Source organism: Clostridium pacaense (assembly GCF_020709765.2).
In the GTDB taxonomy this organism is placed as follows: Bacteria; Bacillota; Clostridia; order Lachnospirales; family Lachnospiraceae; genus Enterocloster; species Enterocloster hominis.
In genome coordinates this window covers 171,146-196,951 of record NZ_JAJFEB020000002.1, presented here as the reverse complement: position 1 = coordinate 196,951, position 25,806 = coordinate 171,146, and the positions used below count along the sequence as shown (strand labels likewise).

Below are 25,806 nucleotides of genomic sequence, written 5' to 3'. Positions count from 1 at the left end.
GTATATTGCCGTTTCTTATTTCTAATTCTTATTGTAACGTTTAATTTCAAATATTTCAATCCATATTTTAACAATACTTTGTTTGTAACCCTTCGGAAGGGGGCAGGCAGCCTTGGGGAGACTGCCTGCGTGTTTAAAGGAGGGTTCTATTGATTATGCTAAATGATTAGCCGAAATATCTTTCTAACAGACCTGCAAATGCCTTGCCGTGACGGGCCTCATCCTTAGCCATCTCATGGACCGTGTCATGGATTGCATCCAGGTTCAGGGCCTTGGCCCTCTTAGCCAGGTCGAACTTACCAGCGGTAGCGCCGTTCTCGGCAGCAACCCTCATCTCCAGGTTCTTCTTGGTGGAGCTTGTGACAACCTCGCCTAACAGCTCAGCGAACTTAGCTGCGTGCTCAGCTTCCTCATATGCGGCCTTGGCCCAGTACATGCCAATCTCAGGATAACCTTCCCTGTGGGCAACCCTGGACATGGCCAGGTACATGCCGACCTCAGAGCACTCGCCCTCGAAGTTAGCCCTTAAATCCATCATGATATCTTCAGGAGAACCCTGGGCAACGCCAACCTCGTGCTCACATGCCCATGCCATCTTATCGGATTCCTGCTCTTTGAACTTGGATGCCGGGACACCGCACTGTGGACACTTCTCAGGTGCATTCTCGCCTTCGTAAACATAACCGCATACTGTACATACCCATTTCTTCATAATTTATATTCTCCTTTTTCCTTTTTGATTTATGTGCTTTAATTAATAATAGTAATTGTTACTGATATTAATATAATACATTAGAGGGGAAATGTCAATAGTATTTTAGGATTTTTTTACGCTAAAGAGAATTTAAATTTCTATTTCATTAACCGGGAAACTGTGATAAGATTAAAATTCACATGTTCCGCACAGGATAACGACAACGATGAACCGCATGCCTTTGGGCCGATTCACCGCGTACAATAAAAAGAAAGAAGAAAATACAAGATGAATTTTGATGAATTACAGTTATCTCCGCTACTCTTAAAAGCCCTGGATCAAAAAGGATATATCAAACCATCCCCTATCCAGGAGCAGGCAATCCCATATGTACTGAATGGCCAGGATCTTCTGGGCTGCGCCCAGACAGGAACCGGGAAGACAGCGGCATTTGCCCTGCCAATCATACAAAACCTGATGGAGCGTCCCAAAAACAGGCAGAAGAAGAAGCCCGTCCGCGCCCTGATTCTGACGCCAACAAGGGAGCTGGCGCTGCAGATCCATGAAAATATAGAGGAGTATGGAGCCGGCACCCCCATCAACAGCGCAGTCATCTTCGGCGGCGTTTCCGCCAAACCCCAGATCCAGTCCCTGCGCCGCGGCATTGATATCCTGGTGGCCACCCCCGGAAGGCTGCTGGACTTAATCGGACAGCATGAGATAGATCTGTCCTTTGTGGAAATCTTTGTGCTGGACGAGGCCGACCGCATGCTGGACATGGGGTTCATACACGATGTAAAGCGTGTAATCACCCTGTTGCCGAAGAAGCGCCAGACCCTGCTGTTCTCCGCCACCATGCCGGACGAGATTCAGGCCCTGGCCGCGAAGCTGCTGCACAACCCGGTCAAGGTGGAGGTAACCCCGGTCTCCTCCACAGTGGATCTGATTGAAACCTCCCTTTACTATGTGGATAAGGCTAACAAATGGCCCCTGCTTGTGCATCTGCTGGAACACGAGGATGTGTCCTCCACCCTGGTATTCACCCGCACCAAGCACGGCGCGGACCGGGGGGCCAAATATCTGAATAAATCCGGCATAACTGCCGCCGCCATCCACGGGGACAAATCCCAAGGCGCCAGGCAGACCGCCCTCAGCAATTTTAAATCGGGCCGTCTCCGTGTCCTTGTTGCCACGGATATCGCCGCCAGGGGCATTGATATCGAGGAACTGTCCTGTGTCATCAATTTCGACCTGCCCAATGTCCCTGAGACCTATGTCCACAGAATCGGCCGTACAGGGCGCGCCGGGCTGGGAGGACGGGCGATTTCCTTCAGCGACATTGAGGAAAAGGCATATGTGAAGGATATTGAGAAGCTGACCGGCAAGACCATTCAGGTAATCGGGAATCACCCCTATCCCATGGAAGTCTTTGAGATTGCGCCTAAGGAGGAACGGAATTCCAGGCAGGCGAAGGGGGTGGGGAAGGGCGCGGGTTCCAGACGGGCCACGGATTCTAAACGGGCCACGGATTCTAAACGGGCCACGGACTCCAGACGGGCCAAGGATTCCAGACGGGCCACGGACTCCAGGCGGGACACGGATTCTAAACGGGCCACGGACTCCAGATGGGCCGCGGATTCCAGACAGGCCACGGACTCCAGAACGGCCGCGGATTCCAGACGGGCCAAGGCCTCCAGAACGGCCACGGATTCCAGACAGGCCACGGACTCCAGAACGGTCGCGGATTCCAGACGGGCCACCGCCTCCAGAAAACAAACAAGCGCTGGAAAACCGGCCCTCACCCAGAGCCAGTCATCCCCACAGAAGACAAGGCCTTCCGGCAAGCGCTCCCATGCCCCCGCCCCGCTTCCAAGGAGAAGCAGCCAAATGGCAATCCGGACGCTGCATTCCAAATAAATTCAATCCAATCCGTTCACCACATACAACAAAGGGGCTGTGGGTTAATACCGATTTTTAGCCCTTGACATTTAAGGGAGAGATACCTCTGTAGAATTCAGGCTTTTGTTAAGCCTTGAACCTCTACAGAGGTATCTCTTTTTCCGGATTGATTTATTTTAGGACGCAAAAATCCCTTGTTTTGATTTTGCCAGTGCTTCCGTTTCCCTATTTCCCAGCAGTCCCATTCTGCCGTCTTATGGATTATCATGTGGAACACAGGGGATGTCAATTACCGCCTGTCGATTATTTTGTCAATCAGGCCATACTCCACGGCTTCCCCTGCAGACATATAATAATCCCGCTCCGTATCAGCGGCAACCTGTTCAATGCTTTTTCCTGTATTGTCTGCCAGGATGCGGTTCAGGCGCTGTCTGCTTTTAAGCATATGGTCTGACACGATTTTGATATCGCTGGCCTGGCCCTGTATGCCGCTGCCATGGATGGCCGGCTGGTGAATCATGATTTCAGCATTGGGCAGGGCCAGACGTTTTCCTTTTGTACCGCCCGCCAGCAGGAAAGCTCCGAAGCTGGCGGCAAGTCCGATGCATATGGTGGACACATCACACCGGATGAACTGCATGGTATCATAGATGGCAAACCCTGCCGTGACCGAGCCGCCGGGGCTGTTGATATAGAGCTGGATGTCCTTTTCCGGATCCTGGGCCTCAAGGAACAGCATCTGGGCCGTAATCAGACTGGCTGAGACATCGCTGACTTCCTCGCCGAGGAATATGATACGGTCTGACAGCAGTCTTGAGAAGATATCATAGCTCCGCTCCCCGCGGCTGGTCTGTTCAATAACATATGGTATTGTACTCATGCCGCCATTTTACCTCCACATATGCCGCCGCGCCGTGAGATGCAATGCATGGAACGCAAGACGGCAGTAGCAGCCGGACTGCCAAGTCTGATTCTGGGAAGCCTGGGGACAAATACGCCATTCTTTCTATATGTCTGGGGCGTGCACAGATAAAACTGGCTGAATGCAAGGGTAAATGCCTGTTGGGAACCGTAGCGTGCCTCGTAAGCTATTTCTACAATGGGTTTATCGGTTTCTGCCAGCTTCCTGGCCGCCAGCGTCAGCCTCCGGCCCTGTATATATTTGTATATCGTATATCCTGTGTTATCTGCAAATACCCGGGCAATATAGAATTTAGAGTAATTGAGTTCCTTTGCAATCTTATCAAGGGGTATATCTTCTTCCAGATGATTCTCGATGTAGTCTGCTATCTTTTCAACAACGGTCTGATTCGTCATATGGGACATTCCTTTCTGCGCAGATGGCGGGTATGGATTTTCAGACATCCCCATTATTTCTGCATATGTTTTTAGTATAACATGGATTGCAGAAGGCGTCTTAATAGAAATTGCCCTGATTTACAGGTCTGATTTGCAGGTTATCTGCGGGGGGTGGTGGGCAGTGGGATGCATAGCTGGCGGAAGGCAATTTTAAGACATATCCTTAGGTCTATGCATTCTAACGGTAAAAAACGGCAAAAAGCGGAAAAAAATCCGGTGCCGGGAGCATCATATCATGCCCCGGACACCGGATGATTCCTGTTACATATTAATTTGAATGCTGAAATTAACCGAAGTATCTCTCTAACAGGCCTGCAAATGCCTTGCCGTGACGGGCCTCGTCCTTGGCCATCTCATGGACCGTGTCATGGATTGCATCCAGGTTCAGGGCCTTGGCTCTCTTAGCCAGGTCGAACTTACCGGCAGTAGCGCCGTTCTCGGCAGCAACCCTCATCTCCAGGTTCTTCTTGGTGGAGTTTGTGACAACCTCGCCTAACAGCTCAGCAAACTTAGCTGCGTGTTCAGCTTCCTCATATGCGGCCTTGGCCCAGTACATGCCAATCTCAGGATAACCTTCCCTGTGCGCAACCCTGGACATGGCCAGGTACATACCAACTTCTGAACACTCGCCCTCGAAGTTAGCCCTTAAATCCATCATGATATCTTCAGGGGAACCCTGTGCAACACCAACCTCATGCTCACATGCCCATGCCATCTTGTCAGCTTCCTGCTCTTTGAACTTGGATGCCGGAACACCGCACTGTGGACATTTCTCAGGTGCATTCTCGCCTTCATAAACATAACCGCATACTGTACATACCCATTTCTTCATAATCAATATTCTCCTTTTCCTTTATCTATATTTTATTTAATTAATAATAGTAATTGTTACTGATATTAATATAATACAAGGGGGCGAAAATGTCAAGAACATTTTTAAAATTTTTTATAAAAAAGCGGGAAGAAAAATCGCTATAAAAAGAGTTATGATTACTAATATGAAGTTATGACACGAAGGGAGTTGTTTGACATATCTGTGCGCTGATATTAGAATGGAACATGTTAAGCAATGTCCGTTTATCTTTGGCGGGAAGGCGCGTTTCACAAATCATCATTTAGAGGCAGTCATGAATATGAAAAATTGGTTTACCATTGAAAGGATTGATAGCGATACCTTTGCTATAAGTGAATATAGGCATTGGGAAGAAACACATTGCTATCTGTTATGCGGGAAAGAAAAAGCTGTTTTAATTGATACAGGTTTAGGGATTGGCAATATAAGGGAAGCTGTTGACAGCCTGACTTCGTTACCTGTCATGGTGATGACGACCCATGTCCATTGGGACCATATAGGCGGTCATGGATACTTTGAAAATATTGCAGTCCATGAAACGGAGAAGGACTGGCTGTCAGTCAGATTCCCCATACCTCTGCAAATGGTGAAGAATAATCTGACGTGCAGACCTTGTGAGTTACCGGAGGATTTTTCCATTGATGATTATCAGATTTTCCATGGGACACCTAAGAAAGTTTTTCGTGAGGGGAATTGCATGGATTTAGGAGACAGGACGCTGAAGGTCATCCATACTCCCGGACATTCGCCGGGGCATTGCTGCTTTTATGAACCGGACAGAAAGTATTTATACTCCGGCGATTTGATATATCGCGGATGTCTTGATGCATTCTATCCCACCACTGATCCACAGCAGTTCTTTCAGTCTGTAAGAAAAGTCCGGGCCTTAAGTGTTAGCCGGATTCTGCCGGGACACCATCAGTTATATGTCCCTGTCACGATGATTGGAACGATTGAAAAGGGATTCGAAGGACTATCAAATGAGGGAAAGCTGGCGCAAGGGAATGGCATATTTGATTTTGGGGAATTTCAAATCCATATATAGGTGTAAATTGTTTGGCCGCTCCAGCTGTGGAGCGGCCATGTTTGTGGAGCGGCCATGTTTGTGGAGCGGCCATGTTTGTGGAGCGGCCATGTTTGTGGAGCGACCATGTTTGTGGATCGGCCGCGCGCCTTTACGGTCCCTGGATGCGGGGAACATTTACTGGAACAAAAAATACGTTCCCTCATCCATATTCCCTGATTCCAGATCCGTCAGGAACTGTCCCAGCAGTGTGCTGAATTCCCCGGCTTTTATCCCGTCCATATGTCCGTCATAGTCCCAATACCCTTCCATGGAGCGGTCCATCAGCTCCGGTTTCAAGTAATTGAAATTATAATATGCAAGCCCCCAGCCGTTCATGAGCTTAGTAAAATATTCATGGGACTGGAGATAGGATTGGCTGAACTGGTTTAAGGTGTCCTGGGGAACCGGGGTGGTGATTACAGTGAGCCGGATTCCATTTTCACGGCAGTACCGCCCAATCCTGCCAAAATACCGGGCTGCCTTTTCTTTTACCATGGTTTCATCCCAGGGGATGTTGTTATAGGTGCCTTTGTCCTCCCCGGCCACACGGTCCCGGTAGATAAATCCCCGTCCGCCGTAATGACCCACCGGGATATCCAGGATGGACGGGTCATAATCTTTATAGGCTGCGCTTTGCTTTTTCCTTATATTTTCCGGTATCTGTGCGTACAGGTTCCTGTAATAACTCCAGGGGGCCAGGGCAGACCGGAAATCCAGGCCGGTTATCTTATCCATGAAATAGGAGGATCTTGCCTTTGATACCGGGAAGTCCTGATAGAAGAATATCTGTGTGGAGCCGTTTCGCTGTTCATTCATCCAATAGGATGGGTCCAGTTCGTATACCACCTGGGAAGGGGACTGGGTTTCGCAGGCCAGCTTTAAAAGATGATACATATCATCCGGATAGGCGTCCGCCATGCACAGGCTTACGGAGCTGGTTCCGGCGGCCTGGTCAACCGCGGCAGGGTCAATCCCGTACTGTCCATGGGAGGTGCCGATGAAAATGGTATCATACTGCTGCCCGTTCCTCAGATTGTGAAGGTTAATCCTCACGGAACTGGGAGGGATAAGGGCATAATTAAGCAGCATGGTAATGCACACGCAAAGGGCAAGGAAGAAAAATGCCCGGAGTATTGCCCGGAGCGTACCGGAGCGGGGGGAGGGATCTTTAGAACTGTGCATAAATAAAACCTCCTCCCGTCAGATTAATCTGTCCCAGAAGCGGGATTGCAAAAAGCAGCATCAGATATATGCCCCATCTGGCGGCCAGGGGCTTTTTGGCGAGGGAACAGCGGATTTCCACCTGATTTTCCTGAAGGAGGCTGACCGTGAATAATACCCCGCATGCCAGTATCAGGGCCAGATAATCTTTTTTATCCAGACCCAGCCTCATCAGGGTTCCGTCCGTAAGGGCGGAGAAGGAAAAGCCTGTTACCGTGTTCTTCATCATGATAAAGGCCGCCTTAAGGTCCTGGGCCATGTCAAAGTACCAGCTTATATTGACCAGAAGGAAGGTCCTTGCAATCTGGACCAGGCCCCAGGCTTTGGATTCCGTTGGGATGTGGAGCGCCAGGGCCGCCTTCTGGTACAGGGGGGCGGCCAGGTTGCCCGCGGCAATGATGATTCCGTTATACAGGCCGTAAACAATATATTTCCAGGCCGGCCCGTGCCATACGCCGACCAGGAAAAACACCAGCAGGTTAGCGATACACACCGGGAGCACCCGCCCGGCATGCCTGCCGAGATTCTTCTTGCAGTATTTACTAAAACGGTTCATCCCCTTGGACAGGGAAAATGGATAGAACACATAGTCCTTCATCCAGGTGCCCAGTGTAATATGCCAGCGGTGCCAGAAGTCAGAGATGGAACGGGCGAAATAAGGCCGTTTGAAATTCTGGTCCAGGGAAATGCCGAAGCATTCAGCCGCCCCCATCACCACGTCCATACCGCCGGAAAAGTCGCCGTACAGCTGGATGGAATAGCACAGGACCCCCATAATGACCGCAATTCCTGTATAGGCTTCATAATTGCCAAACACCTCATTCACCACAACCGCGGCCCGGTCCGCTATGACGATTTTCTTAAAATATCCCCAAAGCATCAGCTGCAGGCCCCGTTCAACACGTTCCAGGCTGAATTTCCTCTGGCTGAACAGCTGGGATGCCAGCCGGTCATAACGCCCGATTGGCCCCTGCAGGATCTGCGGAAAAAATGAGACGAACAGGGCAAAACGGAACAGGTTGTGGTCAGGGGCATATTTTCCCCTGTATACATCAATCAGATAACCCATGGACTGGAAGGTATAAAAGGAAATGCCAAGGGGCAGTATCAGTTTCCCCAAGGCAAAATCAGTCCCAAACAGCTGGTTGACGTTCCCCACTGCAAAGTTCCTGTATTTGAGCACGGCCAGAATACCGAAGTTTATGAGGAGGACGGCAGCTGCAATCCACTTCTTGTTTCGTTTGTAACGTGCTTTCACTGCTTTTTTCTGTTCCGGCGTTAACGGGGGTGTCTGCCCGTTAAGTTCCCTGTCCATCTTCACGTCCAGATATTCCAAAATCAGGCCGGCGAGGAACGTGGTGACTGTGGTGGCCAGGATGAATACAACGGCCGTTGTCCCCGAAGCCAGATAAAAAATGTAGCTGAAAAGAAGAAGCCACACCCATTGCAGCCGTTTAGGGATTACATAATATCCCAGGATGGCAACGGCCAGGAACAACAGGAAGTTCATTGAAAGAAAAGACATCATGCCCTCCCTTGTTAATTATCCCTGAGACGTTCTACCATGTTCCAGAGGGCCTGGGCGGAATTAAAATTATCCGGCACAATATCCACAGGTGATATTTCAATCTCAAATGCATCATTTAGTTCGCTGACAATAGAGAGGATGTCGAAGGAATCCAGATATCCCTCATCAATCAGCCCGGTGCAGGTCTTAAAGTCAATGCTTGGTTTGATGTCCTCTAAAATTTCTAATAATTCGTCCATTATGAATTCTCCTTTTTTATACAATCTTCAAAATATTGGATGCTGCCGTCGTTTATCGGGCTGGTGGGAAGCGCGCCCCGGACCAGCTTCAGTCCTGTCCCCCTTTCATAGGTCAGGACGGCCGGAAGTCCGCGGCTTAAGAATAGATAAATCCCCTCCGTCACTGCGTATGCCCCGATTCGGTCAAATACCAGCATATCCCCGGTCCTTAAGCCGGACAGGGGCAGGTTCTTGACCAGCATGTCCCCTGAGGTGCAGAGGGAACCGCATACCGTCCACTGTGTGTTTTCACCGGGGATATGGTCCGCAGGCATACCCTGGGAAATGCTTTGGGGAAGGTGGCGGATGGCCGGGATTTTCATGGCCATGGCCTGTCCGTAATAATTCACATGATTAATACCGCCGTCTACGATACAGTAATCCTGCCCCTGGTTCTGCTTGGTATCCACTACCCGGGTCACATAACTGCCGCAGGGCGCGGCCAGGAAACGGCCTGCTTCCAGGGAAATGCTTCCCTTAAACGCCATGGCGTCAAGTGCCGCCCTGAAATCTGCCAGCATGGCGTCCTCGTCCACCGGGGACTCCCCCTCAAAGTAAGGTATATGGAAACCCGGTCCATATTCCAGTTCACGGATTTCGTACTGCAGTTCGTCCCGTATCCGTGCCAGAAGGGCGTCCAGCCGTTCCAGTTCCTTATGGATCTTGCCGGATTGCTTTTTCTGGGTTCCTGAGTAGTACTGGAGTCCGGTAAAATGCAGATGGGGATATGCGTTCCGCCTTTGGATTACGGAAAGGATTGTCTCCTCATCCATGCCAAACTGGTTCCCGCTGGTCAGGCGCAGCAGCACACGCAAAGGACTCCCCTGCGCCTGGGCGGCGCAGGACTCTAACAGCGCCAGCTGGCTTAGGGATTCGGCAGTATAGGTGTCAGGGCCGGGGCTTCCGGCGGCAGGGCCGGGGTTTTCGACAGCCGCGCCACAACTTCCGACACCGCCCACGACCTCCCTGATATGAGCCGCCTCCTTATTAACGCCGGAGAGTACAATCTTCTCCGGGGGCACACCGGCCCTCTGGCATATGGCATATTCGCCGGGAGAGCACACCTCCAGGCCGTCCGCTTCCTGAGCGGCTGTCCGGGTAAAGAAGGGATTGGCCTTCATGGCATATATGATTTTAATATCCTGTCCAAGAATCTCCTTCATATGGCGGATGCGCAGGGCGAATGCATCCAGGTCAAACACATAGGCAGGCGTTCCCCAGCCGGCGGCCTGCCGTAGGATCTGTATATCCAAATGCTTCCTATCATTCATCCCACTCATCTCATCCATCTTACCCATAAAGCCTCCTTAATGCCTGGCGGTCCACCTTGCCGTTTTTTGTAAGGGGAAGGGCGGGCAGGTTCACATAACGGTTAGGGAACATGTACCGTGGAAGGAGATGTTCCAGCCCGGCGGCAATCATTTTCTTATCCGCCGTCCCTTCGTAGAAGGCGGCAATTTTATTTTTCTCTTCCAGGAAAATGCAGACAGCCCGTCCAACCCCGCTGACAGTCTCGAGCGCGGCTTCAATCTCACCCAGTTCAATTCTGTGGCCCATGTGCTTAATCTGGAAATCCCTGCGCGCATGATAATATAGTAACCCGTCCTCACCGTAGTACGCCATGTCCCCGGTGCGGTAGATGGTTTCAGGATAATCCTGGTTCAGGGGATTCTGGACAAATGCAGCCGCTGTCTTCTCCCTGTCCCTGTAATATCCAAGGGCCAGCGCGGTTCCTGACACGCACAGTTCCCCGCAGATGCCCGGCTCTGTGATCAGGCGGTCATCCCCGTCCAGGAGGAACACCTTTTCATTGGGAAATGGAAGCCCGATGGGGATATGGCTTCCCGGTTCAAAGTCCCGGTCCACCACATGGTATGTGCAGTTACATGTGATTTCCGTGGGGCCGTACAGGTTTACAAACATGGCATCCGGAAGGTAACTGCGCCAGGTGTTCAGATGTTTCACGGGCATGACCTCGCCGCTGAACAGGACCTTGTCCAGGTGTTCAGGCACGCGGTAGGTGAAGCCGTTCAGGGTGGTGATGATGCACAGGGCAGAGACGGCCCATATGGCTGTGGTTATCTTCTTATCGCAGAGGTAGTCCAGAAGTCCTGTGGGAATGGAAAACAGACGCTTTGGGATGATTTCCATGGAAGCCCCTGTCTTCAGGGTTGAATAAATATCCTTCACGGAAACATCAAAATCAAATGGCGCCTGGTTGCCAATCACATCCCCAGAGGTTATATGGAACATTTCCGTAAAATGCTCCATAAAGTCGATGACAGAACGGTGTCCCACCACCACGCCCTTGGGGGTTCCGGTGGAGCCGGAGGTAAAGATTCCGTACAGCGGGTCCGTATCCATGGCCTGTCCGCGTATGGAGGCAAGGAGCAGGGGGTCCTCCGCATCGCTTCCAAGGGACAGAAGCATTCCCATATCAAGGATTTCCCCTGCAAAGGAGATTGCGCCTGCCGCCTTCAGGCTTGGGCTGTCGGCAATCATGATATCGGCCTGTAAGGTGTTAAGGATGCGGTTCAGCCGTTCGGACGGCTGCCCGGCATCCAGATAAATATAAAAACAGCCCGCATGGACAATCCCCATAAAGGCTCCCAATGTATAGGCATTCTTTTCTGTCATGACGGGAATGGGCCGTCTGGGGCCGGTCTTCCTGCCGAGAAAGCTTCCAATCCGTCTGGACAGGGACAGAAGCTCTTTGTAAGTCAGTCTTGTATGTTCATCGGAAAAAGCCGGTTTATCAGGATATGCCTTTTCTGATTCCTCAAGATAGCACAGAATATTTTGTATCAATGATAAGACCTCCGGTCCGTATGGATTTTTGTGCTTAGTCTAGCACAGAAGGAGAGCAGATTCAAGGGAATTATTTCTGAAGATTCTATGACGGTTGGTTTGGGATGTTTAAGCGGTGGTGGGGAGGGGGATTATGTAAAACGTTTTATTTATAACATGATGTGAATTATGTATAATAAAAATGATAAAAAAATATTATTTTTGTAAGAAAAATAAATATATCTAGCAAATATATTGACAATTAGCAGATATAAATGCTAGAATTCGAAATAAGAAAGCAAACGTTTTAGTAAAACGTATGCGGGCGAAAAAGTAAGGAGGTATAGAACGTGAAGGTAGTAATTGCATCGGATTTTTCAGGTTATAGGTTGAAGGAGGCAGTGAAAGACCATATCCGTTCTCTGGGATATGAGATTGAAGATAGAGGGGCCCAAAGCGAGGAGGATGGTACTTTATATTTTGACGCATCCGAGAATTTGGCTAAATGCATCCAGGAAGGAAACGCAGACAGAGGGATTGTGATTTGCGGTACAGGAGCTGGTGTCAGTATGATTGCCAATAAGTTTAAAGGGATTTATGCGGTGGCATGTGAAAGTGTTTACACAGCGGAAAAGACTTCCTTGATTAATAATGCCAATGTCCTTGCCATGGGTGAGAAAGTTGTCAGCCATGCCATGGGGGCTGAGATGGCTGAGAAGTGGCTGGCGGGACAATGGTGTGAAGGCTTCGAACCCCAGAGAAAGGCAAACAATGAAAAGGGGTATGCCCGGCTAAAGGCAATAGAAGAAGAGAACTATAAGTGATGTAAGTTTCCCGAAAGGAGGAACAAGAGGGTGATGAAATTCAGCGGAGGGGTTACGCTGCAGTATGATACTCCTTTTTCACCGTTTTCCGCCGAGGATTATGAAAAAGGATTGGACTGGCTTGCTGAGGAAGGCTTTGATGGAGCAGAACTGTGTATATCTGATTACGAGGGTTTGGATGTAGGAAAGATAAAGGCGGAGCTTGAGAAGAGGAATCTGGGATGTTCCACTATCTCTACCGGACAGTCAAGGACAAGGGAGGGGATTTCACTTCTGCATGAAGGGGCCGCATTGAGGATTGCCCAGGAACGGATGAAGCAGCACATTGATGCAGCGGTAATTTTAAAAAGCCGCGTCACACTGGGGCTTCTTCGCGGAATCGGAGAGGCAGGACAAGAGGAGAGGGACGCCTCCATTCTTGCACGGAACCTGGACCCGATCATTGATTATGCCGGGCGGAGGAATGTGACAATAATCCTGGAGGCAATCAACCGCTATGAGACGTGTCTGCTTAACGGTGCGGATTCCCTTATGGATTTTATTGGGACAAAGCTTGGTAACCCTGCATCTGTAGGTGTTTTATGGGATATATTCCATGCCAATATTGAGGACAGGGATTTTGCGGAAGCCATCGAATGCATGGGAAAGCGTTTGAAACACGTGCATATAGCCGATTCCAACCGCTGGTTCCCGGGCCATGGGCATATTGATTTCATTCCCATTGTTAGAAAACTGAAGGAAACCGGATTTGACGGGTATATGTCGTACGAGTGCTTTAACCTTCCATCTGTGGAATACATACGCAGCGAGTCGGGCAGGTTTGTCCGGATGCTGCGGGATATAAAATAATATATGAATCATGAGGAGGTATTTTAGTATGAAAAGGAAACTTGGTGTATGTGAGTGGTGCCTTCCCGTACAGGGAACTGCTTTGTGGAAACGGTTAAAGAATTGTGGAATTGATTCCATCCAGATTGATACAGGGCTGTACGAGGCGGGAGTGCCCCTGATTTTTCCGGAAGTCAGGGAGGCATATCTGGAAGCTGCCCGGGAAGCGCAGATAGAACTTTGCAGTGCAAGTAACATGAGCCTGTGTGATTATGGAATGGTTCATCCGGAGTCTGATTCCGCCTATGCCGCCTGCAGGGAAATCATTCAGAAGAGCATAGATGCCCTTTCTGCCATGAACATACCACTCTTAATGGTTCCCAGTTTCTTTGACGGGGAGATTAAGGATGAGGATGGATTCCGGAATACTGCGAAGATGCTAAAGTGGGCCTGTGAGTATGGGGCTGATAAAGGTGTTGTCATCTCCTGGGAAAACGGGATGTCGGTGGAAGAGAACCTGAGAATGATTGATATGGTTGGCAAGGACAATTTCGGACTGGGGTTTGACAGCCAGATGCCTCATGCATGTAATGGTTATTATGTTCCGGATATGATACGGCATCTGAAAGGACATATCAATATGCTCCATATTAAGGACGGCAAGGGCTCACAGATGGAAGGCGCAGAACTGGGAATGGCCCATTACGGGGACGGGGATACAGATTTTAATGAATCAGTAAAGGCACTGAAGGAAATCGGCTACAGCGGCTGTATTGTTACGGAAAACAGTTATAATGACAGGATTTTTTATCAAGGGGACGGGAATCCCTTCGGCTCTGTCAGGGAGGATGTAAGACGCTTTAAGCTGGCATTTGCAGACTGACCATGAAAGAAAGAATGGAGGGCGGTTAACCTAATGGGGGAAGCGATTGAACATTTAAGGATAAAGCACATATCGAAGACGTTCCCGGGAACAAAAGCTCTGACAGATGTCTACCTGAGCATAAAACCAGGTGAGGTCCGCGCATTGGTGGGTGAAAACGGCGCAGGTAAATCCACCCTGATGAACATCATCGGAGGCGTGCTGCAGAGGGATGACGGTCCTGGGGAAATGTACATAAGCGGTGAAAGGGTAGAATTCAAAACACCTGCAGATGCAATTAATGCCGGGGTGGGATTTGTTCATCAGGAACTGAGTTTATTCAGTCATCTGCCCGTGTCGCACAATATATTCGTGGACCGGCTTCCGATGACAAAATGGAACACAATCGATAAAAAGAAGCTGCACAATGATGCAAAACAGCTGTTGGATTCATTTAACCTGCCAATATCCCCGGATATTGAAGTGGGAAAGCTCACAGTGGGAAACCAGCAGATTATTGAAATCATACATGCGGTATCACTGAATGCTAAAATAATGATTTTTGATGAACCTACATCGTCACTTTCAGAGAGTGAGGTTGAAATCCTGTTTGAAATCATTGAAAAGCTGCGAAAAAGCGGGGTTGGCATCATTTATATCACCCATAAGCTGGGAGAGATTTTCCGAATCTGTGACACAGTCTCCGTACTCAGGGACGGACATATGGTTGCGGAGTTTGAAGTCAGGAATACAACCACACAGGAATTGGTCAACAACATGGTTGGCCGTGAGATGGATGACTACTTTGTTGAAAAAAGCTCAGGAATCGGAACGGAAATGTTCCGTGTGGAAGATTTTAAACTAAACAGTAATGACATCCCAATCAACTTCAGCCTGAAGCGCAATGAGATACTGGGCTTTTATGGATTGGTTGGGGCAGGAAGAAGCGAGCTGCTTCGGGCGGTCTGCGGTATTGACCAGAAATCCCAGGGCAGTGTTTATCTGGATGGGAAACCAATCAGGATTAAGACATATCAGGACTCCTTAAAAAACGGCATAACATATCTTACAGAAGACCGTAAGAAATTAGGTATTTTTGCAGGCCTATCTGTTGCACAGAATATTTATGTTTCTGATATGTGCCGTAAACGAGGTGTATTTTTGGATAATACCAAGGAATATGTCAATGCCCGGGAACTGGCTAAGACAAATAATATCAAGACAAGCAGCGTTGATGAAGCAATCATGAACCTGAGCGGAGGCAACCAGCAAAAGGCAATATTGGCGCGGTGTCTGAAAATCAATCCAAGGATTATTATTCTGGACGAGCCTACCAGAGGTGTTGATGTTAATGCGAAGGCAGAAATCCATAAGAGGATAAGGGCATTTGCAGAGCAAGGTGTTGGTGTGATTGTGATTTCGTCTGAGATGCCTGAGATTATGGGACTTTGCGATGAGATTATCATCATGTACGAGGGCAAGGTGACAGGACAGGTCTACGGAGATGACATATGTGAACAGAAAATTATCCAATATGCTACTGAGGTTTATAACTGAGAAACATGGTGAGATAAGGAAATTTTGAATACGCTGTTGGAGGTGCGATGTGTCTGTAGTAGATAAAAGTAAAAAGGTATTTAAATCACGTGAGTTTGTTATAATCTGCATTATTCTATTTATTGGAACCCTTATGAGCTTTGCCCAGGAAACATTTTTCACAATGAGCAATATGATGACAATTGCCATGGGTCTGTGCGCAGATGGGTTTGTGGTAATCGGCTGTGCGCTTATCCTGATTGCAGGTGAGATTGACCTTTCAGTTGGCTCGGTCCAGTGTCTGGCTTCGGTACTGGTAGGCGCTTTTTACAGCAGAGGAGTCAATATATGGATTGCAGCCATTCTGGCAATCCTGCTTTGCAGCTGCATGGGCTGTATTACAGGCGGAATTATTTCAAAGCTGGGCGGCGCGTCATCTGCATTTATCATCACACTTGGTATGCAGGGGGCTATCCGCGGCTTGTGTTATATCATTACAAAAGGAACATCCATTACAGTAGTAGGGGACGGCCTGGCTTCATTTAAGTTTTTAGGAGGAGGTTATATCGGCTCCATCCTGCCAACCTTCTTTGTCCTGGTCATGGTTGCCATTGCAATTTCACATTACCTGCTACGCAATACCAAGTTCTGTGCAAAGACGTACTTTATCGGCAGCAATGTGAATGCAGCTGAACTTGCGGGTATCAAAGTAAAGAAGATGAGGGTTTTCCTGTACATGATTTCAGCCATGACAGCTGCCATAGCAGGTGTATTGTGCACAGCAAGATTTGGGGTTTCTTCCCCAATCCTGGGCCAGGGGGCTGACGGACGTGCAATCACGGCGGCTGTTATCGGCGGGACATCCATGAGCGGCGGCGAAGGCGGGATTTTAGGCGCGTTTTTCGGTCTGATTTTAGTCCAGCTGATTTCAAACTCCCTGATCCAGATGAATGTTTCTGTTTACTGGCAGGATTTCATAAGCAACATGCTTCTGATTACGGTTATTGTTGTTGACGCCCTCAGCCGCAATTCCAGCCGAAGGAAGCTGTCAGGTTATGTAAGCTATATGCATGATATGTTTACCAATAAAAAAGTGAGTGGGGCAGAAAAAGGAAAGGTATAGGTATTATTATGAGGAAACGACTTTCGATTTTATTATTAGCGTTATCAGTAGCCATGATGTCCATGACCGCATGCTCATCCAAGGGCAGCTCTGAAACAGCGGGAACAACGGCCGATGCAGGCACTGTAGCCGCAGATGGTGCAGAAGGAAAAAAAGACGTATCAAGCCAGAAATATATCTTATGTACATACAATTCAACGGAGTATTTTCAGAGACAGATCTGGGCTGGATTCCAGCAGGCAGGAGAGATGCTGGGGGTACAGACCGAACTTGTGGGCGATACCGGCGAGGATGTAATGAAATATTTAACCCGTCTTGACAGTGCCATTGCCATGAATCCGGATGGTATTTCCGTTATGTGCCTGGATGGGGATGCTTATGTGGATGGTATTAATAAGGCCATGGATAAGGATATTCCCGTGGTTACCATTGCACCGGATTCACCAAACAGTAAACGTATTTCCTTCCTTGGCGTTAATAATGTGGAAATCGGTAAGTTTGGCGCCTCTGTTGTAGGTGAAGCCGTTGACGGAAAAGGAGAGGTCCTGATTCTGACCAAACTGGGAATCCCGGACTGCGACCAGATGATTTCCGGATTTGAGCAGTATGCCGCTGAAAATTACCCTGACCTTAAAACCCTGGTTGTTCCCGCGTCCCTCGACCTGACTGACCAGACATCAAAGGCGGCTTCGGCAATTTCAGCAAACCCTAATATTAATGCTGCGTATTGCCCTTTGGGCTGGCAGGCGGTTGCGGTTTACAAGGCTTGTGAGGAACTGGGTATAGAGCCCTTCCCGATTCTGGGCGCGGACTGTGAACTTGCCCAGTTGGAATTAATCAGGGACGGCAAGCTGCTGGGAACCGTGCGCCAAGGTACGTCCACACAGGGATTCTGGGCATGCCTCAGCCTGTATTTGCTGAATAATGGCTATATTACCCCGGAGCATTTTCCAAGCACCATATATAGCGGATATGACCTGATTGACCAGAGCAATGTACAGGAAGAGATTGATTTCTACCATAAATTTAACGACGGCCAGTAACAGAAAGTAAAACCATAGAGAAAGGAACAATATAAATCATGAAAAATCCAAGCTGTGTTAAGTATTACAGGTATGATGAACTGACGGAAATCCTCCGCCAGTATGAAAAAGAATATCCGGACATCGTAAAGATGGAATCCATCGGAAAAAGTTACGGGGGCCGTGATATCTGGGTGATGAAGGTTACTGATTTTAGCACTGGGTGTGATTTGGAAAAACCGGCCTATTATGTAGATGGCAATGTTCATTCGTTTGAGGTATCGGCATCCGCCACATGTCTGTATATCCTCCATTATCTGGTTGAGAACTATAAAAAGGAAAAACTTGTCACAGAAGCCATTGATACACGGGTATTCTATATCATACCGCGTATTGACCCGGACGGTGCGGAGTGGGCCCTTGCCGACAAGCCGAAACTGGTCCGTTCCAGCATCAGGCCACATCCCTATGATGAGGAGCCGCTTACAGGTCTTCTGGAAGAGGACCTGGATGGTGATGGCCGTATTCTGTATATGCGCATAAAGGACCATAACGGACTATGGAAAAAACATCCTGAGTATCCGGACCTTATGATCCGCCGTGACCCTATCGAGCATGACGGTGAGTATTACCGCATTGTACCGGAAGGCATGATTGCCAATTATGACGGTTCCACCATTGATGTGCGCAGTATATTCGGTTTGATTAACTGGCCCAATGGCCCGTGGCCCAAAGAGGCAATTGACATTGACAAGAATTATCCCAGAAGATGGGCTAAGATGACAAAGCCGGGTGTTTCTGCTGGCTCTTATCCCACAAGTGAACCGGAATCACGCGCAATTGTGGAGTTTATCATCGGTCATCCCAATATTTCACAGATTGCCATGTTCCACACCATCGGCAAGGTACTGTACCGTCCAAGTGACGACCTTCCTGACAGCATGATGTATGAGGAAGATATGCGTGTATTTAACCTGACTGGTTCTAAAGGCACGGAGTTAACCGGTTATCCCCACCAGAGCTTTTATGAAGGCCTTCATGCGCCGGAAGAGGACTGGGATTATTATCCTGGTGATTCCGTGATGTGGGTATATGAGGAGCTTGGAATCTATTCCTGGATGGTGGAACTGTGGCAGCCTCTTTCCATGATTCCGCGGGATAAACCTTATATCCATCATGAGTGGTTTAAGGACCACACCCCGGAAGAGGATGTGGAAATCTACAAATGGGCCAAGGATAACTTCGGAAATAAATCGTACGTTGAATGGTATGAGTATGACCATCCCCAGCTGGGCAAGGTAGAACTGGGAGGCTGGGACTGGATGTGGACCTGGTTGAATCCGCCCCTTGAATGTCTGGAAAAAGAGATTGAAGGCTTTCCTAAGTGGGTGGTATGGAACTCATTAATCACACCGAAGCTGGAAATCCGTGATGCAGCTGTTACAAACCTGGGTGGGGATAACTATAAAGTACGCCTTGTGGTTGAAAATACGGGCTACATGTCTACCTATGCATCAAGGATGGCCCTAAAGCAGAATATCCGCGGTGTTGTTGCGGAAATCGGTATTCCGGACGGCGCTTCTTTTGTACGGGGCATGGAACGTGAGGAGATAGGACAGCTGATGGGACGTTCTGCCAAGGATGCAATGGTCAACCCAAGACAGGGAAGCACCGATGACCGTGCACTGGTGGAGTGGATCATCCATGCGCCGGAAGGCGGGACTGTCAAGCTGCTTGCACGCCATGAGAGGGCTGGCACGGTCAGGACGGAGCTGGAATTAAAGTAACGGGTGAAAGAAGGGATTGATATGGTTATGGATAAATATGTATGGGTCCGCAGACCCAGTGAACAGCAAAGGGCTTTATTGGAAACCTGTCCCACATGGCAGCATGACCCCGATCAGTGGACCTGTTCCGATGAGGCGGAGGAGGAAAGCTTCCTTGTTGTTGAAGGCCGGGCTTATGTGGAATTGCAGGACGGCACACGTTTCCGTTTCAGCGCAGGGGATCTTGTTACCTTTCCTGTGCACAAGGCGGGGGACTGGACCTGGGTGGTTGAAGAGAAGATAAAAAAGCACTATATATATGATTTAAAAAACAACTAAATAAATTCAAACAGGAGGTTTTTAATATGAAGAAAACAGCAATTGTCACAGGCGGAAGCAGGGGAATCGGACTTTCCATCGCAAAGCAGCTTGGACAGGATGGATTCAATGTTGTTATTGTTGATATAAATGACAGGGCTGATTATGAGGATAATTTAAAACAGCTGGATGAAGCCGGTATTGATTATCTTTATATCCAGGGGGATATCTGCAATGGGGCTGACCGCGAAAGCGCCGTGGCGGAAGCAGTTGGCAGGTATGGCGGTATCCATGCCCTTGTGAACAACGCAGGCGTGGCTGCCAATGGAGATGACCTGCTTGAGGTGTCGGAAGAGGAATTTGACCGCGTGGTTGGCGTGAATACCAAGGGTACCCTGCTCTTTACGCAAAATGTTGCCAAGCAGATGATAAAGCAGCCATATGATGGTAAGAAGAGGGGGACGATTGTCAATATCTCATCTGGCTCCGGCTGGGTAAGCACACCGGAGATTGGGGTTTACTGTGTATCCAAGGCTGGTGTATCCATGCTGACCACCTTGTTTGCTGACCGTCTTGCCGCAGAGGGAATCCTGGTAAATGAAGTAAGGCCTATTCTGATAGCCACAGCAATGGCGCTGGACTGCTATGATGAGATGAACCAGATGGTCGAGGATGGCCTGTTCCCGATTGCAAGATGGGGACTTCCGGAGGATGTTGCCCAGGCTGTCAGCGCATTCTGCTCAGACGAGAAATTCCTTTATTCTACCGGAAATTTTGTTAATATAGATGGCGGTTATCAGATACCAAGGATGAAGTAGTCCAAGGCCAGGTAGCTGCAAAATGGTAAAAAGAAAACAGTCATAGTCGTGTGGACGTATATCGGTTTACATCTGAATACTTTTAATGTTATAATGCCCCTGGTGTCCAGAGAATAACGTTCTTTGCATGCCAGGGGCAAATAGATTATATGTTTTACAATTATTAGAAATGAGTGTATTTTATGGAGAAGAGAAAAACCATTGTAGACGTGGCCGCTGCTGCCCAGGTTTCAACCGGCACTGTACACCGTGCCCTGTATGGAAAACCAGGCGTAAGCGAAGAAATGCGCAAAAAGATTTTGAAAATCGCCTGGGAAATGGGGTATCAGCCAAATCAGATTGCATCATCCCTGAAGAAGAAGCCGTTGAGGATCATTGTGGCTTTTCCTAATCCCATGGAGGATAACCGTTTCTTTTACGGTGAAGTCTGGGAAGGTTACAGGGAGTTCAGGAAGGAAATGCAGTTCTATAACTGTGAAATAATTGAAGCGCCTTATGATTACGACGGTATCAATGATTTTGCCACGAATATAAAGGGCATTCTCCGGCAGTATCAGGGCAAGGTGGACGGAATAATCAGCGGAGGCAAGATGCTGGAGGCAGATATTGATATTGCAAACCGCCTTCACGAAAGTGGTATCCCACTTGTTCTGGTAAGTGAGAACGTGGAAAAGATGGAGTATCTATGTTCAGTCCAGTCAGATCATGAAACGGATGGTAAGATGGCGGCGGAACTTCTGATGGCCCAGATTCCGGATGGCAGCCAGATACTTGTGGTTGCAGGCGATGTGCTGCTGACTTCTAACCGGCAGAATATGTCAGGATTTAAAAGCTTTATCGAGCAGTCAGGAAGGAACCATCCTCTTATTAAGATATATGGCTATGAATCATTTGACGGGGTCCAGGAGCGGATACTGGATGTCCTGAACAATAATCCGGACGTGAAGGGAATGTATTCGGTTAGTGCAAGAGGAACACTGTTCCTTGCCAGGGCCGTGGATAGTCTGGGACTTAAAGGGACAATACGGGTCATTGGAAGTGATATTTATCCAGAGAGCGTCCGGTATCTGAAGGAGGGAGTCATACATTTCATCATTGACAAATCTCCCAGAAAGCAGGTACAGGTTGGATTAAACCGGCTTATGTCATACCTTGTCCAGAGAAAGGAACCCCTTGTAAAAGACGAATACCTTACATCTATCATCGTATGCGGCAGTAATGTAGATAAATATATAACTTGAGATTGGCAGCATTTCAAGGAGGGATGAAAATGCAGACAATGTCTGGGATGCCCCCGGGGATAACAACCTACATGAATCTTCCTTATTGCAAACAACCTGAAAATCTTGATTTTGTGGTGGCAGGGATTCCCTTTGACACCCTGACCTTAAAATCAATATATTGCAATACCTGACAGGGCATTCAGTTCAAGTGGGGATGAGGGGAAACCTGCCCAGTGAACACACCCATGATTTTGCAAAAAAACCGGTATAGACATGATTACAGCTACCGGACCCCATGCAATGGGAATTGATGAAGCTGCAGGGAAAATCCGTCATTAGCTTTATGGGGTTCATGGACCCTGCCTTTGCGCCGGGAGCAGCAGGCCCTGCTGTGGGCGGCTTTTCCATGGCGGAATCCCAGAAACTCCTGAGACTATGTCTTGCCGGTCTGGATATAGCGGGAATGGATTTGGTCGGAGTATCACCCCTTTATGACCCTGCGGAGACAACTTGTGTGGCGGCAAGGGTAATCTTGCGGGAATGTGCTGCAATCCTGTCTTATAATAAGAATGTGCGGAAAGGGTATATCCGGCCAGGCCTATGAAAATCTGCTGAAATAAGCTACAGCCAGCAGCACATGTGAATGATGGAATTCTATATTTAAGAATATAAAAAAGGGATGCCGCAGACCAACCTGCATTGGTCCTACCGCATCCCTAAAAATGACTGACAATTCTTATGATTGATGATTAGCCGAAGTATCTCTCCAGCAGGCCTGCAAATGCCTTTCCGTGGCGTGCCTCATCCTTAGCCATCTCATGAACGGTGTCATGGATTGCATCCAGGTTCAGGGCCTTGGCTCTCTTAGCCAGGTCGAACTTACCAGCGGTAGCGCCGTTCTCAGCAGCAACCCTCATCTCCAGGTTCTTCTTGGTGGAGCTTGTGACAACCTCGCCTAACAGCTCTGCAAACTTAGCTGCGTGCTCAGCTTCCTCAAATGCTGCCTTCTCCCAGTACAGACCAATCTCAGGATAGCCTTCCCTGTGGGCAACCCTGGACATAGCCAGGTACATACCGACTTCTGAACATTCGCCTTCGAAGTTAGCCCTTAAATCCATCATGATATCTTCAGGGGAACCCTGTGCAACGCCAACCTCATGCTCACATGCCCATGCCATCTTGTCAGCTTCCTGCTCTTTGAACTTGGATGCCGGAACACCGCACTGTGGACATTTCTCAGGTGCATTCTCGCCTTCATAAACATAACCGCATACTGTACATACCCATTTCTTCATAATCAATATTCTCCTTTTCCTTTTATGGTTTTCATTTTATGTTCCGGACATCAGATGCCCGGAACGAAGTGTTTGCTTGTTACCAATAATAGTAATCATTACTGATATTGATAATATAAATCATTTAAGCCGGTTTGTCAATACTTTTATCAACTTTTTTTCCCAAACAATTCTTGCAGCGGCCGTAGAACAGTACATAGTGGCTGTCAATGATACCTGGGGCGCAGCTTTGGGCATCCTGGTTCAGTTCCTCAAGGGCTCCCAGGTCCATGTCGTAAACCTGGTTGCATTCAGTGCACACAAAATGATAATGCTGCCGGGTATCACCATCAAAATGATCGGCGCCGTCCCCACAGGTCAGCTTCCTTATCTCTCCGGTTTCAACCAATAGGTTCAGGTTACGATAGACTGTTCCCAGGCTGATGTTGGGAAATTCTTCACGGATGCTGGCGTATAGGGCGTCTGCCGTAGGATGGTCATGTCGGTTCATCAGACTGGCTTTGATGGATTCCCTCTGACGGCTATACTTTAAAGTTTTCATAGCATCTCCTTCTATAGAATATAATAATGATAACAGTTACTATTTGTATTCTATCAGATATCATACCCTATGTCAAGGCGCTTTGCGGATTATCTGTTCAGGGCCATATGTTTGGGGGCATTTGTTCAGGCCTCCCTCTGTGAGTCCTCCGCTGCCGGATAAGCGATATGCTCCCGTGCAATCCGTATGAACTCCCGGGTGGCCCTGGACATATAACGTCCTTTGTGGTAGCCGATACCGAGGACACCGTGTGCCCTGGAGTAGTTGAGGGAGTAAAGGTTCAGGCGGGAGTGGTCTAACAGGGCGTGGCGCGGGGAACTGGCGGACTGGTCCGTGGCCATGAACATCTTGGGGTAGAATGTGACGCCCATGCCTTTACGGCATAAGGCGAGGACTGTTTCGATGTTCTCTGTCTCTAGCACCACCCTGGGGCTCATCTGGGCATCCTCGAATATTTCGTCCGCAATGGTGCGGACCCGGTTGCCTTTTTTTAACAGGACAAAGGGACACTGCTCCAGGAGGCGGATGTCCGTGGAGGCGGAAAGGGAATGCTTGATTTCTTCCAACCGGCCTGGGTAAGCCTTTTCTATTACCTCATCCGGCACGACCATGAGGATTTCCTCGCCGCAGATAGGGACGGTTTCCACATTCTCCACTGTAAACGGAAGCAGGTCTATCATAAGGTCGATGTTGCCGTGAAGCAGGCTTGAGGCCAGCTGGCTTGAATTGCCCTCCACCAGGTTAAGCTCAATACCGGGAAACCGGGCCTGATAGGTTGGGAGGATTTCCGGCAGGATCACACGTCCGCGGGTATGGGACACACCGATGGAGAGCTGGCCCGTGGAGAAATCCTTGATATCGGCAATTTCCTTATATGTCTCGTCCCTCAGGTTCAATAGCTCCCTGGCCCTGGCCTTTAAGGACTGGCCCGCATAGGTTAGGGTGAGGGGGGAAGTCCGGTTGAACAGCACCACGTCAAATTCCTTTTCCAGGTTGGAGATATGGTTGCTTAAGGACTGCTGCGAGATGAACAGTTTTTTGGCTGCCCTGGTAAAATTCAGTTCCTCCGCCGCCACCAGGAAATACTCCAGATTCAGGAAGTTAATCATCACTTGGTTCCTCCTGTGACAGATGCGGGCGCTGTATCGGCCGTATCCCTGGGAAGCTGGCCGCATCTTGCATCCTCAGGCTGGGCCAGGATGGCGGACAGGCGGGGGATGTAGCCGCACAGAAGTTCAAGGGATGTATTGACCACCAGTTCCTGGGGGAAGTCCAGTTCCTCAAGAAGGGCGCAGGCGGCTGCATGGTTTCCGGAATCAGCCTCACAGTGGGCGTCGCTGTTGACAATCACAGGCGTATGGTAATGCCTGCACAGTTCCAGCATTTTCACATAATTTTCCCGTGCGCCCTGGCGGTAGCTTAAGGGGGTCAGGGAACTGTTGTTGACTTCTAACAGCTTGTGGTGTTCCCTGGCAGCGGCTGTGAGCGTATCGTAATCAATGGGGAAACGGCTGTCATCCGGGTGGCCGATGATGTGGATGGCCGGATTCTTCATGGCTCCCAGGCAGGCGTTGGTGTTCTGGGAAACCGTGCCGCTTTTTATGCAGGGCTGGTGGAGGCTGGCAATGGAATAATCCAGCTTCTCCAGAAGGTCCTGGTCCAAGTCCACGTTGCCCTCAAAATCCATGATGTTCAGCTCCACCCCCATCATGAGCTTCATGCCGTACAGGGTGCGGGGGAGGACTTTAAAATTAATGAAATGGTAATAGTGGGAGCTTCCGGGCATGGCAGGGGCATGGTCGGAACTGCCGAAAAGCCGGATGCCCCGTCCGGAGGCGGATGCGGCCATCTCGTAAAGGGAGTTATAGGCATGCCCACTGGCCGTGGTGTGGGTGTGCAGGTCCAATAAATCTATCATAGAACAAAGGTCCTTTCTTGCTGAAATTGCGTATATCAGCTGCTGTC

The 25,806-nt window shown here is 49.0% G+C and carries 26 protein-coding genes; 13 read left to right on the top strand and 13 right to left on the bottom strand.

The features are described 5' to 3' along the window. Nucleotides 1-166 precede the first annotated feature (166 nt). Entirely contained in the window at nucleotides 167-712 is a 546-nt protein-coding gene (locus LK536_RS34465) for an NADH peroxidase (protein ID WP_008723813.1), read from the bottom strand. A gap of 270 nt (nucleotides 713-982) precedes the next feature. Here LK536_RS34465 and LK536_RS34460 point away from each other — a divergent pair, with 270 nt between their 5' ends. Further along, nucleotides 983-2,611, top strand: coding sequence for a DEAD/DEAH box helicase (locus tag LK536_RS34460; protein WP_227794599.1), 1,629 nt, complete (start codon nucleotides 983-985; stop codon nucleotides 2,609-2,611). A 271-nt stretch (nucleotides 2,612-2,882) separates the two neighbouring features. Here LK536_RS34460 and clpP read toward each other — a convergent pair whose 3' ends face one another. The 3 genes from clpP to LK536_RS34445 form a co-directional block, all read right to left on the bottom strand. Beyond that, nucleotides 2,883-3,473, bottom strand: coding sequence for an ATP-dependent Clp endopeptidase proteolytic subunit ClpP (gene clpP, locus LK536_RS34455; protein ID WP_118708353.1), 591 nt, complete (start codon nucleotides 3,471-3,473; stop codon nucleotides 2,883-2,885). Next, complete coding sequence (locus LK536_RS34450) at nucleotides 3,470-3,910, bottom strand: helix-turn-helix domain-containing protein (RefSeq protein WP_227794598.1); 441 nt, start codon at nucleotides 3,908-3,910, stop codon at nucleotides 3,470-3,472. The genes clpP and LK536_RS34450 overlap by 4 nt, the downstream gene beginning before the upstream one ends. Before the next feature lie 328 nt (nucleotides 3,911-4,238). Further along, a complete protein-coding gene (locus LK536_RS34445) occupies nucleotides 4,239-4,784 on the bottom strand; it encodes an NADH peroxidase (RefSeq protein ID WP_008723821.1) in 546 nt (181 codons plus the stop codon). A 220-nt stretch (nucleotides 4,785-5,004) separates the two neighbouring features. Here LK536_RS34445 and LK536_RS34440 point away from each other — a divergent pair, with 220 nt between their 5' ends. After that, entirely contained in the window at nucleotides 5,005-5,850 is an 846-nt protein-coding gene (locus LK536_RS34440) for an MBL fold metallo-hydrolase (protein ID WP_331472017.1), read from the top strand. A 156-nt stretch (nucleotides 5,851-6,006) separates the two neighbouring features. On the opposite strand, the gene LK536_RS34435 is transcribed toward LK536_RS34440, so the two are convergent. From LK536_RS34435 to LK536_RS34415, 5 genes are read right to left on the bottom strand one after another with little or no spacing between them, the layout of a single operon-like run. After that, complete coding sequence (locus LK536_RS34435; protein ID WP_227794597.1) at nucleotides 6,007-7,053, bottom strand: hypothetical protein; 1,047 nt, start codon at nucleotides 7,051-7,053, stop codon at nucleotides 6,007-6,009. Further along, the gene (locus LK536_RS34430) at nucleotides 7,040-8,617 is read right to left on the bottom strand and encodes an MBOAT family O-acyltransferase (protein WP_227794772.1); all 1,578 of its coding nucleotides are present in this window, start codon (nucleotides 8,615-8,617) and stop codon (nucleotides 7,040-7,042) included. Before LK536_RS34430 ends, LK536_RS34435 begins: the two co-directional genes overlap by 14 nt. 14 nt (nucleotides 8,618-8,631) lie before the next feature. Further along, nucleotides 8,632-8,859 carry a phosphopantetheine-binding protein gene (locus LK536_RS34425; protein WP_118708345.1) on the bottom strand — a complete coding sequence of 76 codons (228 nt, stop codon included), beginning with the start codon at nucleotides 8,857-8,859 and terminating at the stop codon, nucleotides 8,632-8,634. Further along, the gene (locus LK536_RS34420) at nucleotides 8,859-10,196 is read right to left on the bottom strand and encodes an alanine racemase (RefSeq protein WP_331472014.1); all 1,338 of its coding nucleotides are present in this window, start codon (nucleotides 10,194-10,196) and stop codon (nucleotides 8,859-8,861) included. Before LK536_RS34420 ends, LK536_RS34425 begins: the two co-directional genes overlap by 1 nt. Next, nucleotides 10,189-11,706, bottom strand: a complete 1,518-nt coding sequence (locus LK536_RS34415) for an amino acid adenylation domain-containing protein (protein ID WP_227794596.1) — start codon at nucleotides 11,704-11,706, stop codon at nucleotides 10,189-10,191. The genes LK536_RS34420 and LK536_RS34415 overlap by 8 nt, the downstream gene beginning before the upstream one ends. A 329-nt stretch (nucleotides 11,707-12,035) precedes the next feature. On the opposite strand from LK536_RS34415, the gene LK536_RS34410 reads away from it, so the two are divergent. From LK536_RS34410 to LK536_RS34360, 11 genes are all read left to right on the top strand, one after another. Then, on the top strand, nucleotides 12,036-12,509 hold the full coding sequence (locus tag LK536_RS34410; RefSeq protein ID WP_227794595.1) for an RpiB/LacA/LacB family sugar-phosphate isomerase: 474 nt from the start codon (nucleotides 12,036-12,038) through the stop codon (nucleotides 12,507-12,509). 33 nt (nucleotides 12,510-12,542) lie between these two features. Next, complete coding sequence (locus LK536_RS34405) at nucleotides 12,543-13,358, top strand: sugar phosphate isomerase/epimerase family protein (RefSeq protein WP_227794770.1); 816 nt, start codon at nucleotides 12,543-12,545, stop codon at nucleotides 13,356-13,358. A gap of 28 nt (nucleotides 13,359-13,386) precedes the next feature. Continuing rightward, the gene (locus tag LK536_RS34400) at nucleotides 13,387-14,220 is read left to right on the top strand and encodes a sugar phosphate isomerase/epimerase family protein (protein ID WP_227794594.1); all 834 of its coding nucleotides are present in this window, start codon (nucleotides 13,387-13,389) and stop codon (nucleotides 14,218-14,220) included. A gap of 33 nt (nucleotides 14,221-14,253) precedes the next feature. Next, the gene (locus tag LK536_RS34395) at nucleotides 14,254-15,756 is read left to right on the top strand and encodes a sugar ABC transporter ATP-binding protein (RefSeq protein ID WP_227794593.1); all 1,503 of its coding nucleotides are present in this window, start codon (nucleotides 14,254-14,256) and stop codon (nucleotides 15,754-15,756) included. 133 nt (nucleotides 15,757-15,889) lie between these two features. After that, nucleotides 15,890-16,858 (top strand): ABC transporter permease subunit, encoded by a 969-nt coding sequence (locus LK536_RS34390; protein WP_506092080.1) that lies wholly within the window; start codon nucleotides 15,890-15,892, stop codon nucleotides 16,856-16,858. Nucleotides 16,859-16,866: 8 nt separating this feature from the next. Beyond that, nucleotides 16,867-17,901, top strand: a complete 1,035-nt coding sequence (locus tag LK536_RS34385; protein WP_227794591.1) for a substrate-binding domain-containing protein — start codon at nucleotides 16,867-16,869, stop codon at nucleotides 17,899-17,901. A gap of 38 nt (nucleotides 17,902-17,939) precedes the next feature. Then, nucleotides 17,940-19,667: a M14 family metallopeptidase gene (locus tag LK536_RS34380; RefSeq protein ID WP_227794590.1), complete on the top strand. Its 1,728-nt coding sequence runs from the start codon at nucleotides 17,940-17,942 to the stop codon at nucleotides 19,665-19,667. A gap of 21 nt (nucleotides 19,668-19,688) precedes the next feature. Continuing rightward, entirely contained in the window at nucleotides 19,689-19,985 is a 297-nt protein-coding gene (locus LK536_RS34375) for a cupin domain-containing protein (protein WP_227794589.1), read from the top strand. A 26-nt stretch (nucleotides 19,986-20,011) separates the two neighbouring features. Then, nucleotides 20,012-20,782 carry a 3-ketoacyl-ACP reductase gene (locus tag LK536_RS34370; protein ID WP_227794588.1) on the top strand — a complete coding sequence of 257 codons (771 nt, stop codon included), beginning with the start codon at nucleotides 20,012-20,014 and terminating at the stop codon, nucleotides 20,780-20,782. A gap of 182 nt (nucleotides 20,783-20,964) precedes the next feature. Then, on the top strand, nucleotides 20,965-22,023 hold the full coding sequence (locus tag LK536_RS34365; protein WP_227794587.1) for a substrate-binding domain-containing protein: 1,059 nt from the start codon (nucleotides 20,965-20,967) through the stop codon (nucleotides 22,021-22,023). A 277-nt stretch (nucleotides 22,024-22,300) separates the two neighbouring features. Next, on the top strand, nucleotides 22,301-22,609 hold the full coding sequence (locus tag LK536_RS34360) for an arginase family protein (protein WP_420315201.1): 309 nt from the start codon (nucleotides 22,301-22,303) through the stop codon (nucleotides 22,607-22,609). Between the two features lie 145 nt (nucleotides 22,610-22,754). Here the strand turns inward: LK536_RS34360 and LK536_RS34355 are convergent, their stop codons facing one another. From LK536_RS34355 to LK536_RS34340, 4 genes are all read right to left on the bottom strand, one after another. After that, complete coding sequence (locus LK536_RS34355) at nucleotides 22,755-23,300, bottom strand: NADH peroxidase (protein WP_008723835.1); 546 nt, start codon at nucleotides 23,298-23,300, stop codon at nucleotides 22,755-22,757. A gap of 124 nt (nucleotides 23,301-23,424) precedes the next feature. Further along, entirely contained in the window at nucleotides 23,425-23,841 is a 417-nt protein-coding gene (locus LK536_RS34350) for a Fur family transcriptional regulator (RefSeq protein ID WP_008723837.1), read from the bottom strand. Nucleotides 23,842-23,966: 125 nt separating this feature from the next. Then, nucleotides 23,967-24,950 carry a LysR family transcriptional regulator gene (locus tag LK536_RS34345; RefSeq protein ID WP_008723839.1) on the bottom strand — a complete coding sequence of 328 codons (984 nt, stop codon included), beginning with the start codon at nucleotides 24,948-24,950 and terminating at the stop codon, nucleotides 23,967-23,969. After that, nucleotides 24,950-25,759 (bottom strand): phosphatase, encoded by an 810-nt coding sequence (locus LK536_RS34340; RefSeq protein ID WP_025484348.1) that lies wholly within the window; start codon nucleotides 25,757-25,759, stop codon nucleotides 24,950-24,952. The genes LK536_RS34345 and LK536_RS34340 overlap by 1 nt, the downstream gene beginning before the upstream one ends. Nucleotides 25,760-25,806: the final 47 nt, after the last annotated feature.